The following is a 14,748-nucleotide window of genomic DNA, read 5'->3' on the forward strand; positions in this document are numbered from 1 at the left end:
GCTGGTTCAGCTGTCAGCCCACCCACCCGCCGTCCCCAACGGGGTGCGCACGCTCTCCGTCTGCGAGGGCGAGTCGGTCACCGAGGGCCATGTGGTGCTCGTCCTCGGGTAGTGCCCGACCAGTCGACCGGATACGGTCGGGGCGATCGTGATACTGATCATCCCGATGCCACGAAGCCAGCAGAGCGGAGCAGCGAGTGCACTACGCCTTCTACGCCGACCAGGAGACCTTCCGGCGCGAGCTCGCGACCTTCGCGCAGAAGGTTCTCGCCCCGCACTACCAGCCCGACGACCGGGCGGGCCGGATGCGCCCGGAGCTCCCCCGGGAGATGGCGTCCATGGGTCTCACCGGGCTGCGCGTCCCGGAGCGCTTCGGTGGCCAGGAGGCGGACGCCGTGACCACCGGTCTGGCGGCCGAGGAGGTGTCCCGGGCCGACATCAACGCCTGCTACATCCTGCTGGTCGCCGCGCTGAACGCCGACATCCTGGTCGGCAACGCCAGCGAGGAGCAGCTGGCCCGCTGGCTGCCGCCGATCGCCGACGGCTCCGTGCTCTCGGCACTGGTGCTGACCGAGCCCGAGCACGGGTCCGACGCCGCCAACCTCTCCCTGCGCGCGCAGCCCGACGGCGCGGGCTGGCGGCTCACCGGGGAGAAGACCTCGATCTCGATGGGCATGCTCGCCGACACCGGCATCGTCTTCGCCCGGACCGGCGGGCCGGGCGCCCGCGGCGTCAGCGCGTTCTACGTCGACCTGCACGACGACCGGATCGCCCGCACCGCGCTCGACGACCACGGTGGCCGGGCGATCGGGCGCGCGTCGCTGCACTTCGACGGCGTACCGGTGGGTCGCGACGAGCTGATCGGACAGGAGGGGGCGGGCTTCGTCTCGGTGATGCAGGGGTTCGACTACTCCCGCGCGGTGATCGGCCTGATGTGCGTCGGGATCGCCGAGGCGGCCCTGGACGACGCCCTGGACTACGCCCGGACGCGGGAGGCCTTCGGCGGCCCGATCGGGCGCAACCAGGGTGTGGCGTTCCCCCTGGTCGAGCAGGCGACGCGGCTGGCCGGCGCCCGGCACATCTGCTACGAGGCCCTGTGGCGCAAGGACCAGGGGCTGGACCACACGGTGGCCGCGAACATGGCCAAGTGGTTCGCACCCAAGACCGCAGGCGAGGTCGTGCACCAGGCGCTGCTGACCTTCGGACACGCGGGGTGGGGCAGCGACAGCCCCCAGGGCCAGCGGCTGCGCGACGTCATGGCCTTCGAGATCGCCGACGGCACCGCCCAGGTCGCGAAGCTGGTCGTCGCCCGGCACCTCCTGGGTCGCAAGTTCGCCCCGTAGCGAGACCGTCGATCAGATCGACGCGGCGAGCCGGTCCCGCACACCGGCGAGCCGCTCGTACTGGAGCAGGACGTCGACGGCGGTCGGCATCATCACGAACGCCTCGGCACCGGCGTCACGGTACCGGGCCAGCGCGTCGGCCACGCGGTCCTCGCCACCGATCACGCACCACCGCTCGATGGCCTCGACGGGCATGCCGTACTGGCCTGCGACGAACCGCTCCAGCTCCCGTCGCCCCGTCTCGGCGTCGTCGGTGACGTGCACGAACACCAGCATCACGGTGGTGCACACCGGGCGACGGAACTCCTCGGCGTGCGCCCGCAGGTTCTCGATCGCCCTGCGCACCCGCTCGGGCTCCAGCCACACCGCGAACCAGCCCTCGGCGAACCGTGCGGCGCGGCGCACCGCGTGGGCGGACCGGCCGCCGACGACCAGCGGGGGCCGCGAGGACGGCACCGGTTCCAGCATCGGCGAGCGCACCGGCAGCAGCGGGCCGGCATGGTCCACGGCCTCGCCGCGCAGCAGTGCATCGACAACGCCGATGGCCTCGTCGAGACGGCGGCCCCGCTGCGCCACGGGGTAGCCGGCCGCCTCGAACTCGGCCGGGTTCTCCCCGCCCGCGCCGACCCCGATGACGAGGCGGTCCGGCGCGAGCGCGGCGACCGTTCCGAGCTGCTTGGCGGTCCACACCGGGTTGCGCATCGGCAGCAGCAGCACCCCGGTGCCCAGCACCAGCCGCTGCGTGACCGCGGCGACCGCTGCCAGCGCTCCGCACGGTTCCAGGACCGGCGGGTGGAAGCTCAGGTGGTCGCCGACCCAGCCCGAGTCGAACCCGAGGTCCTCCGCCAGCCGGGCGGCGGCCAGCAGCGGCGGTGTCCCCAGCCGCAGCGGGTCGAAGTTCGGCAGCATCACGCCGAACCCGGACTCCCGCACCGTCAGGGGGACACTCACGCCGCACCGACCCGGCGACCCGCTGGACCCACCTCACGGTGTTCGCCGGCGATCACCACCTCGCGCAGGACGGTGGCCCGGGGAACGGCCGGGTAAACATCGTCGCATGCAGCGTCCACCAGCAGGACCTGGCGGGCTATCCTCATGATGATTACGCCAATCTATCAGGTCCGGTGACGAGGAGGTCGGCATGCCCGAAGCAGTGATCGTCGAGGCCGTCCGCACGCCCATCGGCAAGCGCGGCGGCTCGCTCGCGGGGGTGCACCCCGTCGACCTGTCGGCGAGGGTGCTCGAGGCCCTCGCCGCGCGGACCGGGCTCGACCCCGCGCTCGTCGACGACGTCGTGTGGGGCTGCGTCAGCCAGGTGGGCGACCAGTCCGCGAACCCCGCTCGATCCGCGGTGCTGGCGGCCGGCTGGCCCGAGACCGTGCCGGGGACGACGGTCAACCGGGCCTGCGGCTCGAGTCAGCAGGCACTCGACTTCGCGGCCGGCATGGTGATGGCGGGCCAGTACGACGTGGTGGTGGCGGGCGGGGTGGAGTCGATGAGCCGGGTTCCGCTCGGTGCCGGGCGGGACGTCGGCCTGCCCTACGGCCCTCGGGCGCTGGGCCGTTACGAGACCGAGCTCGGGGGCGGGACCTTCCACCAGGGTCGAGGCGCCGAGCTGATCGCCGCGAAGTGGGGCCTCACCCGCTCGGTGCTGGACGAGTTCTCCGCGCTCAGCCACGCCCGGGCCGCAGCCGCCATCGACTCCGGCGCTTTCGACGGCCAGCTCGTCACGATCCCGGAGGCGCCCGGGCACACCGTCGACGAGGGGTTGCGCCGTGGGACGACCGCGGAGAAGCTGGGGGCACTGAACCCGTCGTTCGACGCCGACGGAGTGATCCACGCCGGCAACGCCTCACAGATCTCCGACGGCGCCGCCGCCCTGCTGGTCACCACCCCGACCCGGGCGGGCGAGCTGGGGCTCACCCCGATCGCCCGCTACCACAGCGGGGCCGTGGGCGGAGCGGACCCCGTCATGATGCTCACCGCGCCGATCCCCGCCACGGCGAAGGTGCTCGGCCGGGCCGGACTGTCGATCGACGACATCGGCGCCTTCGAGGTCAACGAGGCGTTCGCCCCGATCCCGCTGGCCTGGCTGGCCGAGACCGGTGCCGATTCCGAGCGGGTCAACCCGCTGGGCGGGGCGATCGCCGTCGGTCACCCGCTCGGGGCTTCCGGAGCCATCCTGATGACCCGCCTGGTCCACCACATGCGCGATCGCGGCATCCGCTACGGGCTGCAGACCATGTGCGAGGGCGGCGGGATGGCCAACGCGACGGTCGTCGAGCTGGTCCGCTGACACCGGGTGCGGGTCGGCCGCCACGACTGGACGCGGCCAGGATCCCCTCCCGGCTGAGGTCGCCGCGCCACCGCCTCTTCCGGGACCGCCGTCATGGTTCCGCGGCTGCCTCCACGTAACAGGGAGGACGTGCTGCGTCCCGGGCACGACGTCGACGGTCACGTCGACGCCCGCCCGGCGGGCGCGCTCGACGAAGCGCACCGCGATGTTGGGCAGCGTCTCCGCCCCACTTTGATGAGCATCGGGGGGCCCGGCGGGATCAGCCAGCAGCGGAGTTGGCCCAGGGGGTCGACCGCCGAGCCGTCCGGCCCGAGGAACACGGCCGACAACGCCTCCAGGATGGGCCGCTGGACCAGCGTGTCGGACGCGGCGTCCGTGTCGTCTAGCGTCACGTCCGCACCGCTCAGGCGGTGAAGCCCCCACCGCAGATGACGACCTGGCCGCTCACGTAGTCGGACTCGGGGATGCAGAGCAGGTAGACCGCGCCCGCGGCGTCGGCCGGTGTTCCCGCCCGGCCCAGCGGGATGCCGCGTTCCATCGCGTCGAGCAGTTCCGGGTTCACCCCGACCGCCAGCTGGCGACCCGCGATGTCGATCTTCCCATCGCCCCCGGCGGGCACCTCGGTGAGCCGGGTGCGGATCAGGCCGAAGGCCACCGCGTTGACCGTCACGTTGTAGCGGCCCCACTCCTTGGACAGCGCCTTGGTCAGCCCGATCACCCCGGCCTTGCCCGCGGAGTAGTTGGCCTGACCGGCGTTGCCGCCGGTGCCCGCGATCGACGAGATGTTGACGACCTTGCGGCACGGCACCTCGGTACCGGCCGCCCTGGCCTGCTTGACCGCGGCGCTGATCACCGGCTGGGCGGCCCGCAGGATCCGGAACGGCGCCTTGAGGTGCACGTCGAGGATGGCGTCCCACTGGTCGTCGCTCATCTTCTGCACGACCGAGTCCCACGTGTAGCCGGCGTTGTTGACGATGATGTCGACCCCGCCGAACTCGTCGACCGCGGTGGCGACGAACCGCTCCGCGAAGCCGTCCTCGGTGACGCTCCCGGCACAGGCGACCGCGGTGCCACCGGCCGCCTCGATCGCCGCCACGGCCTCCTTCGCCGGGTCGGCGTCCAGGTCGTTCACCACGACCCTGGCGCCCTGCCCGGCCAGCTTCTCGGCGATCGCCCGCCCGATCCCGCGCCCGGACCCGGACACCAGGGCCACCTTGCCGTCCAACGTACCCACGTGTCTCCACCTCTCGATCGGGGCGCGGCGGCGCCGGGCCCGGTCTGCGCCGGTAGTGCGGTCAGCTTCCCGTCAGCAACGCGTCGGGCACGTCGACCAGGCGGGACCGCAGGTACTCCCCCAGTCCCTTCGCCTGCGCGTCGGGACGGGTCGAGGAGGCGACGCCCTCGCCGAGCAGCCCGTGCACGACCACGTTGAGCGCCCGGATGCTCGGCAGCTCGAACCGCTCGATCCGGAGGTCGGCGGCCTCCGGGCCGAGCAGCCCGCGCAGCCGGTCGACGGTCAGGTGCTCCCTTGCCCAGGCGTACCCGGCGTCGTCGCGCGCCCACAGGCCGATGTTCGCGTTGCCGCCCTTGTCACCGGACCGGGCACCGAGCACCGCGCCCAGCGGCGCGCGGCGGGTGGGCCCGACCGGCGCCGGGGCCTGTGCGGCGGGAGCGGCCGCGGCGGCCGGCACCGGTGCGGTGGGCGGATCCGCGATCACGCGCCGCTCGCCGTCGGGCAGGACGAGCACCTGGTGCACCGACGACCGGGGGACGGCCGCGGGCCGGTAGACCCCGTAGGCCGACTCCGACGTCGGTGGGGTGGTCGTGTGGAAGCCGGCGTAGCCGGCCAGCGCGACCTCCATGATCCCGCTGGAGAACGCCCGCCCGACCTTGCGCGGATCGGGGTCCTTCACGGTGACCCGCAGGTGCGCGGTGGCCTGCTCGTTGGTGGGCGCGTCGGGACCGTCGAAGCGCAGCAGCCGCACGTCGACCTCGGCGAACCGGTCGCGCCCGCCCAGCACGTCGAACAGCTGCTGCTCGGCGAACGCCGCCTTGGCCTCGACGTCGAGCCCGGTGAGCACCATCGTCATCGTGTTGCGGAATCCGCCGACGTCGTTGAGCGCCACCTTCAGCGTCTCCGGCGGCGGGCTCCCGGTGGCCCCGGTGATCTGCACCCGGTGCTCGGCCTGCTGGCGCAGCGTGATCGTGTCGAAGTGCGTCACCACGTCCGGGCCCAGGTAGGCCGGTTCGGCGATCTCGTAGAGCAGCTGCGCGGTGACGGTGCCCACCGACACCAGCCCACCGGTGCCCTCGTGCTTGGTGATCACCGAGGAGCCGTCGGCGGACACCTCGGCGATCGGGAAGCCCGGGTAGCGGCGGTCGGTCACCTCGTCGAGGAACGCGTAGTTGCCACCGGTCGCCTGTGGGCCGCACTCGATGACGTGGCCGGCCGCGACGGCGCCGGCGAGGGGGTCCCAGTCGGTGCGCTCCCACCCGTGCCACCAGGCGGCCGGCCCGACTACGAGGGAGGCGTCGGTGACCCGCCCGGTGACGACGACGTCCGCCCCGGCGCCCAGGGCCTCGGCGATGCCCCAGCCGCCCAGGTAGGCGTTGGCCGAGACGGGCTTGGCCTCCCCGACCGGCGGGGTGATCGCGGCGAGGTCGCCGCGCAGGTCGTCACCCTCGACGTGGGCCACCCGGACCGGCACACCGAGCCGCTGCGCCAGCTCGCGCAGTGCGGCGGCCAGCCCGGCCGGGTTGAGCCCACCGGCGTTGGCGACGACCTTGATGCCGCGGTCGGCACAGGTACCCAGCACCTGCTCCATTTGGGTGAGGAAGGTGCGGGCGTAGCCGCCCGCCGGGTCCTTCGCCTGGGCCTTGGCCAGGATCAGCATCGTCAGCTCGGCGAGGTAGTCCCCGCAGAGCACGTCGATGCCGTCCGCGCCCACCCCACCCTCGACCATCTCCCGCGCCGCGGAGATCCGGTCCCCGTAGAAGCCCGAGCAGTTGCCGATGCGGATCGGGCCCCTCATGCCGCACCTCCCGTGAACTGGCCCGGCTCGCGGCCCCCGCCGGGTGGCCCGGCGAACGCCTGCGCGATCGAGAGCCACTCGTCGGCCAGCGGGCCCTCGGCGAGCAGCGCGGTGTCGTCGCGGTGGCGACGCTGGGTGACCAGCAGGCAGAAGTCGAGCGCGGGACCGCTGACCCGGTCGGGCGCCCCCTCGGCCCCCCACGTCCACAGGCTCCCGTCGGGTGCGGTGAGCTCGACCCGGACCGGCTCGGTGGGCACCTCGCGGCCGTTGGCCAGGTAGCTGAACGCCCGCGCCCCCACGCCGATGTGGGCGACGTGGCGCAGCCGGGACGACGGCGGGCGCGTGCGGCCCAGGCCGTCGGCCACGTCCTGGCCGTGCGCCCAGGTCTCCATGATCCGCGCCGTCAACGACGACGCCGCGCTCATCGGCGGACCGAACCACGGCACCCGCACCGACGGCTCGATCCGGGCGAACGCGGTGACCAGCGCGGCGCGCGCACCGTCGAACCAGGCCAGCAGCTCCGTGCCCGGCATGGTCCGGTACCGCGCGGCGATGGTGTCCGGCGAGATCGTCCCGTCGGCCAGCTTCGGCACCACCTCGGCTGTGAAGCCCTCCGGGTCGGTGGCCGAGCGGACGGCGGCGTCGTCGAAGAACGCCAGGTGGCTGATCTGGTCCCGGACGGCCCAGCCCGCGGCGGGCGTCGGGGCGTCCCAGCCCTCGGGCCCCTCCGGCAGCCCGGTGAGCAGCTCTCGGAGATCGGCCGTCTCCGCCTCGATGTCGGCGATGACGGACTCCATGGACACGGCCACGGCTACAGCCCCTTCCAGACCGGTGTGCGCTTCTCGCGGAACGCGGCCGGGCCCTCCTGGGCGTCCGCGCTGTGGTAGACCGGCTCCCAGATGTCCTCGGCCAGCTCGTAGGCCCGGGCGAGCGGGTACTCGGCCGAGAGGTACGCGGTGCGCTTGGCCGCGAGCACCGACAGCGGGGCGTTCGAGGCGATCCGCACGGCGAGCTCCTGCGTCCGGGCCCGCAGCTCCGCCGCGGGTACCACCTCGTTGACCATGCCGACCTCGCGGGCGCGCTCCGCGGAGATCGGGTCCCCGGTCAACAGGATCTGCAGCGCCAGCCGTGGCGGCAGCAGCCACGACAGCGGCGCCGCCCAGGGGGACCCACGGCCCACCTTGACCTCGCTGACGGCGAACGTGGCGTGCTCGGCGGCCACGACGAGGTCGCACTGCTGGGCGAGCAGGAAGCCACCGGCGAACGCGACACCGTTCACCGCGGCGATCGTCGGCTTGACGACGTCGATGTTGCGGCCGAACTGCGGGGCGAAGTCGGGCGGCGGGACGGTGAGCGCCGTCTCGGACATCTCCTTGAGGTCGCCCCCGGCGCAGAACGCCCGGTCGCCCGCCCCGGTCAGCACCATGACCTTCGCCGCGTCGTCCCCGTTGAAGCGGTGGGTCGCGGCGAACAGTCCCTCGCGGGCCGCCGCGTTGAGCGCGTTGCGGGCCTCCGGACGGTTGATGGTCACCCAGGCCACCCCGTCGTCGACCTCGTACGTGATCGTTTCCTCGCTCACCGGTTCCCGTCCTGTCGTCCCGGGGCCCCACCGCCAAGTGAGGACCTGTTCACTCGCGACCGTACCGTCTCTCCTGTCATGATGACCAGATGGCGAGTGGTGCATCAGCCGACGGCGTGCGGCGACGCGACCCGGACCGGCGCCGCCGCATCCTCGCCGCCGCCGCCGACCTGGTGTCGCGCCGCGGCTTCCACGCCGTGGGGATGGACGAGATCGGCGCCGAGGCGGGCATCGTCGGCTCGGGCGTGTACCGGCACTTCGCCAGCAAGAACGACCTCCTCGTCGCCCTGCTCGACCAGGCGATGCAGCGGCTGCAGAACCGGGCCACCACGATCGTCGCCCAGACCGACGACGACCACGTCGCGCTGTCTCTACTGGTCCGCGACCACATCCGGGTCGCCCTGCACGACCGCGACATCCTCGCGGTCTACCACCGCGAGGCGCACAGCCTGCCCGACGCCGACCGCAGACGGCTGCGCCGCGAGCAGCGCCACTACATCGAGGAGTGGGTGGGCGTGCTCGGGCCGCTGCGGCCCGACCTCGGCGACGGCGAGCTGCGGCTGCTCGTGCACGCCGCCATCGGCGCGGTGCAGGCGACGCTGTTCTACCGCAGCGGGCTGACCGAGCAGCGGCTCGCCGAACTGCTGGACGTGACCGCCCACGCGTGTCTGGGGGTGCACCCGCGAAGCAGCGCCGAAAGTGAACGAGGCCTCACCAACTCGTGACCCGAAACCCGGTCGCCCCCACCCCGAGCAGGAGGTCGAGCGGCTCCCGCCGCCACCGTCCCGGCTGCGAGCGGTGGTTCACGTGACCGCGACCGTCGGCGGCGAGGTGCTCGGCCCAGCGCCGGCACGCCGAGCCGGCTGGGGGCGGAGTGTCGCGAAGTGGGGCACCCGCGGGACCGGCCGCCGTGCTGCACTGCGCGGGTAGGGAGGAACGCCGATGGGCACAACCGCCCGCCGGACGGGCATCGGTCGCGTTGGTGCGCGAGGTGATCTCGAGCAGGCCCTCGGGCACCCCGGCCGCGACCGGCCGGACCAGGGCTCGACCGTGGAGACGGTGCGGGTGAACGGGCCGCACGCGCGACGGGTGCACCACGATGTGGTCGACGTGCCGACCCGCAGGCCGGACGCCCTGGACGTGCCCGAGGTCGCCGCGCCCCGGGACGTCCGGCGGTCCGACGTCCTGCTGACCCGCCCGCAGGTGCAGCCGGGCCGCCGAACCGGGCCTGTGCGGTGGAAGGTGCCGATCGAGGAGGTGGCCCGGTGACCGCCGACGCGGCGGCTGCCGCACCCACCGGGCGAGAGCTGCTGCGCTGCCTGCTGCGACCGGAGTCGGTCGCGCTGTTCGGCGCGTCCCCGGACCCGGCCCGGCCGGCGACCCGGGCGCTGCGCAGCCTGTTGCGCGGTGCGCGGCCGCCGCGGCTCTACCCGGTCAACCCGCGGCACACCGCCGTCGCGGGCGTCGTCTGCCTGCCCGACGCCGCGGCGCTGCCCGAGGTGCCGGACCTGACGGTGGTCGCCGTGCGGGCCGAGTCGGTGCTGGACACCGTGGCCGCGGCGGCCGACCGCGGCGCGCGGACGTTCCTCGTCTTCAGCTCCGGGTTCGCCGAGCTCGACGACGCCGGGGCCGCGCGCGAGCGCGGGCTGGCCGCACTGGCGCGCGAGCGCGGGCTCGCCGTGGTCGGGCCCAACTCGCTGGGCGTGATCGACTTCGGGTCCCGCTCCTACTGCACGTTCGCCTCCCTGGTGGACGGCGAGGCCGAGCTCCCGGCCGGTGCGGTCGCCCTGGTCACCCAGAGCGGGGCCATCGGCAGCTACGTCGCCGCGATGGCCCACGCCGGCGGGTTCGGCCTCGCGCTCATGGTCAGCACCGGCAACGAGGCGGTCCTCGACGCCGCGCGGCTGGCCTGCGCCGTGCTCGACGACCCGGGGGTCCGGGCGGTCGCCCTCTACCTGGAGGGGGTGCGCGACGGCGCCGGCCTGACCGCCTTCTTCGCGGCGGCCCGCGACCGCGGGGTCCCGGTGGTGCTGCTGCGCGCGGGCGACTCCGAGCGCGGGCAGGCCGCGGCCCGGTCGCACACCGGTGCGCTCGCCGGGTCGGCCCGGGTCAGCGACGCCGTGCTGCGCCGCTACGGCGTCGTCGGCGTGACCACCCCCGAGGACCTGGTCACGGCCTGCCGGGCCGTGGTGGCCGAGCCGCCGTGGGGCGGGCGCCGGATCGGGGTGCTGACCGGCTCCGGCGGCGGCGGGGTGCTGGTGAGCGACGCGTGCGACCGGTGGGGGCTGACGGTCCCGCCGCTGCGGCCGGGCACCACGGCGCGGCTGCGGGAGCTGCTGCCGGCGTGGGCGAGCGCGGCCAACCCGGTCGACGTCACCGCGACGGTGCTGATCGACCCGCGCTCGCCGTTCGACCGGTGCCTGCGGGTCCTGGCCGGGGACGACGCCGTCGACGAGGTGGTCGTGTTCCTGGGCGGCGGCGGCTCGTTCGGGCCCGGGCTGGCCCGGCGGATCGTCGCCGCGGCGACGGTGCTCGGGAAGCGCTGCTCGGTGATCTGGCTGGGCGCCTCCGCCGAGGTGGCCGAGATCCTGCACGCGGGCGGGGTCGCCGTCTTCGGTGGCATCGAGGAGTGCATCCGGCCGCTGGCCGCGCTGGCCGCAGCCGCCGAGCCGCACCCGGCGACGGAGGTGGACCCGGCGACCGAGGGGGACCAGGCCGAGCCTTCCCCCGCCGCACTGATCCGGTTCCTCGACGCCCAACACCACCGCGTGCTCGACGAGGACGCCTCCAAGACCCTGCTCGAGCTGGCCGGCGTCACCGGCCTGCCGGCGCGGCGGGTGCTGGCCCCCGCCGAGGTCGCCGCGGGCGAGGACCCCGGGCTCGGGTTCCCGCTGGCGGTGAAGGTGCTGGCGCGCGACATCGCCCACAAGAGCGCGGTCGGTGGCGTGGTGGTGGGCGTCGCCGACGCGGCGGGTCTGCGGGCCGCCGCGCGGCAGGTGTTCGCCGCCGGCGTCGCCGCGGTCGGCGCCGCGGGGGTGCAGGGTGTGCTGGTCGAGCGGATGGCACCGCCGGGCGTCGAGGTGATCGTCGGGGTGGCCACCGACCCGGTGTACGGGCGGGTGCTGGCCGTCGGACCCGGCGGGGTGCTCGCCGAGCTCGTCGACGACGTCACGATCGTGCTGCCCCCGGCGAGCCCCGGGGCCGTCCGGCGGTCGCTCGAGGGCACCCGGCTGATCCGGTTGCTCGCCGGCGCCGACACCGGCGCGCTGTGCGCGCTGGTCGCCCGGCTCTCGCGGCTGGTGGCCGGCGGGCTGCCCGGCGTCGCGGAGATCGATCTCAATCCGGTACTGGTGCACCCGTACGGGCACGGGGTGTCCGTCGTCGACGGCCTGGTCGCTCTCGACCACGCACGGGAGAGGTAGGCGACGATGGCGTGGAGGACCCGGATCACCGAGCTGCTCGGGGTGCGCTACCCGATCATGCAGGCCGGGATGGGGGTGGTGGCGGGTGGGCGGCTCGCCGCCGCGGTGTCGGACGCCGGCGGCGTGGGGTGCATCGGGGCGTCGCGGATGAGCCCGGCCGAGCTGGACGAGGAGATCGCGCTGGTGCAGGCGGCGACCTCGGCCCCCTTCGGGGTCGACTTCCTGTTCCCCGATCTCGGCGAGCGCCCCGCCGGGCCCGACGGGGGCGCCTCGCACGCGGTCGACCCGGCGCTGCGCGCGGAGCTGCTCGAGATCGTCTACCGCAGGCGGGTGCCGCTGATCGTCTACGCGATGAAGCTGCCCGCCGGTGCGGCCGACGAGGCCCACGAGCACGGCATCAGGGTGATGACCCTGGTGGGCACCGCCCGGCACGCCGCACGCGCGCAGCAGCTCGGCGCGGACGCGGTCGTCGCCACCGGTACCGAGGCGGGCGGGCACACCGGTGCGGTCGCGCTGTCGGTGCTGGTCCCCGCCGTGGCCCGGGAGGTCGACATCCCGGTGGTCGCCGCGGGCGGGATCGCCACCGGGGCCGGTGTCGCCGCCGCACTGGCGCTCGGCGCCGACGGCGTCTGGGTCGGGACCCGGTTCCTGGCCACCCACGAGGCCGCCGTGCACGACGACGTCCGCAAGGAGGCGGTGGCCCGCACCGAGGACCAGACCGTGATCTCGCGGGCGCTGTCCGGGAAGACCTGCCGTTTGGCCACCAACGACTTCACCGCCCACTGGGCGACCCGCGAGATCAAGCCCTTCCCGGAGCAGGCCATCGAGATCAACCGGCAGGGCCTGGTCCTGAAGGGGCTGCGCGAGGGTGACGTCGTCGGCTCGCCGATCCCGCTCGGCCAGTCCACGGCCCTGGTGGACCGGGTGGACGGAGCCGCGGCGGTGCTGGCCGACCTGGTGGGCGGGGCCGAGCGGGCGCTGCGCGGGCTCGCCGAGCGGATGGCGCCGTGACCGGGACGTGCGTGGCCGGGATCGGGATGACCGAGTTCTCCCGGGCCAGCGGCCGCAGCGCCGAGCGGCTGGCCGTGGAGGCGGCGACCGCGGCGTGCGCGGACGCCGGCCTGCCCACCTCGGCGGTCGACGGCATCGTGCCGTTCCCGTTCGGGCCCTCGGCCGAGGACCTGATCGCGGGCCTCGGGCTGCCCGACGTGACGTTCACGGCGGTGCCGCACCTGGGCGGGGCCAGCACGGTCGCCGGCCTGCGGCTCGCCGCACTGGCCGTGGCGAGCGGCGCGGCCCGCTGCGTGCTCGTGTTCGTCGCCCGCAACGGCCGCTCGGGGTCGCGGGTCGAGCAGCGGATCGGGGTGCTGCTGCCCGGTCAACGCTACCGCCGCCAGCTGGAGCACCCGCACGGGTTCACCACGCCCGCGCAGTGGTACTCGATGTTCGCCCGTCGGCACATGCACGAGTTCGGCACCACCCGCGAGCACCTGGGTGCCGTCGCGCTGGCCATGCGCGCGCACGCCCAGCTGAACCCGCACGCGCAGATGCACGGGCGGCCGATGACGATGGAGCAGTACCGCGGCAGCCGGCCGATCGCCGAGCCCTACCTGCTGCTCGACTGCTGCCAGGAGACCGACGGCGCCGGAGCGGTGCTGGTGGTGGCCGCGGACCGGGCCCGCGACCTGCGCCGGCGCCCGGTGCACCTGGCCGGGCTGGCCGAGGGCCACCCGGACTCGCCCGACGACCTGGTCAACCGCCGCGACTTCTTCACCGTCGGGCTGACCAGGGCGGCACCACGCGCGTTCGCGATGGCCGGGGTGACCCCGGCGGACGTGGACGCGGCGATGATCTACGACTGCTTCACCTTCGAGGTGATCCAGCAGCTGGAGGAGGCCGGGTTCTGCGCCCGCGGCGACGGCGGCCCGTTCGTGGCCGACGGCGGCATCGCGCTCGGCGGGCGGCTCCCGGTCAACCCGCACGGCGGGCTGCTCTCCGACGGGCACATCGCCGGGATGAACCACGTGGTGGAGGCGGTCGTGCAGCTGCGCGGCGACGGCGGGGCGCGCCAGGTCCCCGGGGCGGAGGTGGTCGCGGTGACCGGATGGGGCGACATGGGCGACGGCGCGATCGCGGTGCTGACCCGGTGAGCGCGCCGCGGGCCACACCACCGCTGCCCGATCCGGACGACCCGGTGCTGGGCGGGTACTGGGCCGCGGCCGCCCGGGGCGAGCTCGTGGTGCAGCAGTGCGCCGCGTGCGAGCGGGTGCAGTGGCCGCCGCGCGACACCTGCGGGCGGTGCGGCCCGGCCGAGCTGCGCTGGCTGCCCGTCGCGGGCACCGGCTCGCTGTTCACCTGGACGGTCGTGCACCACACCACGGTCGCGGCCTACGCCGATGCGCTGCCGTTCGCCGTCGGTGCGGTCGAACTCGACGACGCGCCGGCCCGGATGCTCGGCCGGTTGCGCGGCGCGCCGCCGGAGGAGCTGGAGATCGACATGCCGCTGGAGGTGGCGTTCGAGCCGGTCGCCCCGGGCATCGCGCTGCCCGTCTGGCAGCCCGCCGGGGGCGGTCCCCGGTGACCGGCCCGCTCGTCACGGACGAGGCGCGGGCCTGGATCGGCCGCAGCGACCCGCCGGTGACCGTGGAGGTGAGCGCCACCGACATCGCGAAGTACTGCCACGCCGTCGGCGAGACCGCTGCCGAGCACTTCGACGAGGCCGCCGCCCGCGCCGCCGGGTACCGCGCGATCGTGGCCCCGCCGGGGTTCTACGTGGCCGTGCGGATCGGCGCGGCGCTGATCCGGCCGCGCGCCGCGCTCGCCGAGGACGGCACCCCCGACGCCGACCTCCCCCCGATCGCCGTGTCGCAGGTGATGGCCGGGGAGACCCGGGCCCGGTTCCCCGGCCGGATCCATGCCGGCGACCGGATCACCCTGGAGAGGACGATCACCGGGCTGACCGAGAAGGCCGGCTCGTCGGGCCCCTTCGTGCTGATGGGGCTGCGGCACCGGCTCACCAACCAGCTCGGCGAGGAGGTCGTGGTGGAGGACTACTCACGGATCCTGCGATGAGCGA

General features: G+C 74.7%; 14 protein-coding genes. 9 read left to right on the forward strand and 5 right to left on the reverse strand.

Features of this window, described 5'->3' with window-relative positions:
• The first annotated feature begins 197 nt into the window (after positions 1–197).
• Positions 198–1,343: an acyl-CoA dehydrogenase family protein gene (locus tag I4I82_RS01440; protein WP_218588741.1), complete on the forward strand. Its 1,146-nt coding sequence runs from the start codon at positions 198–200 to the stop codon at positions 1,341–1,343.
• Positions 1,344–1,355: 12 nt separating this feature from the next.
• Here I4I82_RS01440 and I4I82_RS01445 read toward each other — a convergent pair whose 3' ends face one another.
• Positions 1,356–2,294 (reverse strand): LLM class flavin-dependent oxidoreductase, encoded by a 939-nt coding sequence (locus I4I82_RS01445; RefSeq protein WP_218588740.1) that lies wholly within the window; start codon positions 2,292–2,294, stop codon positions 1,356–1,358.
• A gap of 190 nt (positions 2,295–2,484) precedes the next feature.
• Between I4I82_RS01445 and I4I82_RS01450 the strand changes: the two genes are divergently transcribed.
• Positions 2,485–3,639: a thiolase family protein gene (locus I4I82_RS01450; protein ID WP_218588739.1), complete on the forward strand. Its 1,155-nt coding sequence runs from the start codon at positions 2,485–2,487 to the stop codon at positions 3,637–3,639.
• A gap of 403 nt (positions 3,640–4,042) precedes the next feature.
• On the opposite strand, the gene I4I82_RS01455 is transcribed toward I4I82_RS01450, so the two are convergent.
• The 4 genes from I4I82_RS01455 to I4I82_RS01470 form a co-directional block, all read right to left on the reverse strand.
• Positions 4,043–4,873: an SDR family NAD(P)-dependent oxidoreductase gene (locus I4I82_RS01455; RefSeq protein ID WP_218588738.1), complete on the reverse strand. Its 831-nt coding sequence runs from the start codon at positions 4,871–4,873 to the stop codon at positions 4,043–4,045.
• Positions 4,874–4,934: 61 nt separating this feature from the next.
• A complete protein-coding gene (locus tag I4I82_RS01460; RefSeq protein WP_218595002.1) occupies positions 4,935–6,671 on the reverse strand; it encodes an acyclic terpene utilization AtuA family protein in 1,737 nt (578 codons plus the stop codon).
• Positions 6,668–7,480 carry a TIGR03084 family metal-binding protein gene (locus tag I4I82_RS01465; protein ID WP_226369818.1) on the reverse strand — a complete coding sequence of 271 codons (813 nt, stop codon included), beginning with the start codon at positions 7,478–7,480 and terminating at the stop codon, positions 6,668–6,670. The genes I4I82_RS01460 and I4I82_RS01465 overlap by 4 nt, the downstream gene beginning before the upstream one ends.
• 2 nt (positions 7,481–7,482) lie before the next feature.
• Complete coding sequence (locus I4I82_RS01470; RefSeq protein WP_226369819.1) at positions 7,483–8,250, reverse strand: enoyl-CoA hydratase/isomerase family protein; 768 nt, start codon at positions 8,248–8,250, stop codon at positions 7,483–7,485.
• Positions 8,251–8,339: 89 nt separating this feature from the next.
• On the opposite strand from I4I82_RS01470, the gene I4I82_RS01475 reads away from it, so the two are divergent.
• The 7 genes from I4I82_RS01475 (at position 8,340) to I4I82_RS01505 (ending at position 14,744) form a co-directional block, all read left to right on the forward strand.
• Positions 8,340–8,975, forward strand: a complete 636-nt coding sequence (locus tag I4I82_RS01475) for a TetR/AcrR family transcriptional regulator (RefSeq protein WP_218588735.1) — start codon at positions 8,340–8,342, stop codon at positions 8,973–8,975.
• 217 nt (positions 8,976–9,192) lie between these two features.
• Positions 9,193–9,519, forward strand: a complete 327-nt coding sequence (locus I4I82_RS01480) for a hypothetical protein (protein WP_218588734.1) — start codon at positions 9,193–9,195, stop codon at positions 9,517–9,519.
• Entirely contained in the window at positions 9,516–11,672 is a 2,157-nt protein-coding gene (locus I4I82_RS01485) for an acetate--CoA ligase family protein (protein WP_218588733.1), read from the forward strand. Before I4I82_RS01480 ends, I4I82_RS01485 begins: the two co-directional genes overlap by 4 nt.
• 6 nt (positions 11,673–11,678) lie before the next feature.
• Positions 11,679–12,683 (forward strand): NAD(P)H-dependent flavin oxidoreductase, encoded by a 1,005-nt coding sequence (locus I4I82_RS01490; RefSeq protein ID WP_218588732.1) that lies wholly within the window; start codon positions 11,679–11,681, stop codon positions 12,681–12,683.
• Positions 12,680–13,822 (forward strand): thiolase C-terminal domain-containing protein, encoded by a 1,143-nt coding sequence (locus tag I4I82_RS01495; RefSeq protein ID WP_218588731.1) that lies wholly within the window; start codon positions 12,680–12,682, stop codon positions 13,820–13,822. The genes I4I82_RS01490 and I4I82_RS01495 overlap by 4 nt, the downstream gene beginning before the upstream one ends.
• Positions 13,819–14,253: a Zn-ribbon domain-containing OB-fold protein gene (locus I4I82_RS01500; RefSeq protein WP_218588730.1), complete on the forward strand. Its 435-nt coding sequence runs from the start codon at positions 13,819–13,821 to the stop codon at positions 14,251–14,253. The genes I4I82_RS01495 and I4I82_RS01500 overlap by 4 nt, the downstream gene beginning before the upstream one ends.
• The gene (locus I4I82_RS01505) at positions 14,250–14,744 is read left to right on the forward strand and encodes an FAS1-like dehydratase domain-containing protein (RefSeq protein WP_218588729.1); all 495 of its coding nucleotides are present in this window, start codon (positions 14,250–14,252) and stop codon (positions 14,742–14,744) included. Before I4I82_RS01500 ends, I4I82_RS01505 begins: the two co-directional genes overlap by 4 nt.
• Positions 14,745–14,748: the final 4 nt, after the last annotated feature.

It is taken from the genome of Pseudonocardia oceani, from assembly GCF_019263585.2.
GTDB lineage: Bacteria > Actinomycetota > Actinomycetes > Mycobacteriales > Pseudonocardiaceae > Pseudonocardia > Pseudonocardia oceani.

Bases quoted from the DNA above. Each gene is read 5' to 3' on its own strand.
- I4I82_RS01475 (WP_218588735.1), top strand. From the start codon at position 8,340: ATGGCGAGTGGTGCATCAGCCGACGGCGTGCGGCGACGCGACCCGGAC.
- I4I82_RS01450 (WP_218588739.1), top strand. From the start codon at position 2,485: ATGCCCGAAGCAGTGATCGTCGAGGCCGTCCGCACGCCCATCGGCAAG.
- I4I82_RS01480 (WP_218588734.1), top strand. From the start codon at position 9,193: ATGGGCACAACCGCCCGCCGGACGGGCATCGGTCGCGTTGGTGCGCGA.
- I4I82_RS01490 (WP_218588732.1), top strand. From the start codon at position 11,679: ATGGCGTGGAGGACCCGGATCACCGAGCTGCTCGGGGTGCGCTACCCG.
- I4I82_RS01460 (WP_218595002.1), bottom strand. From the start codon at position 6,671: ATGAGGGGCCCGATCCGCATCGGCAACTGCTCGGGCTTCTACGGGGAC.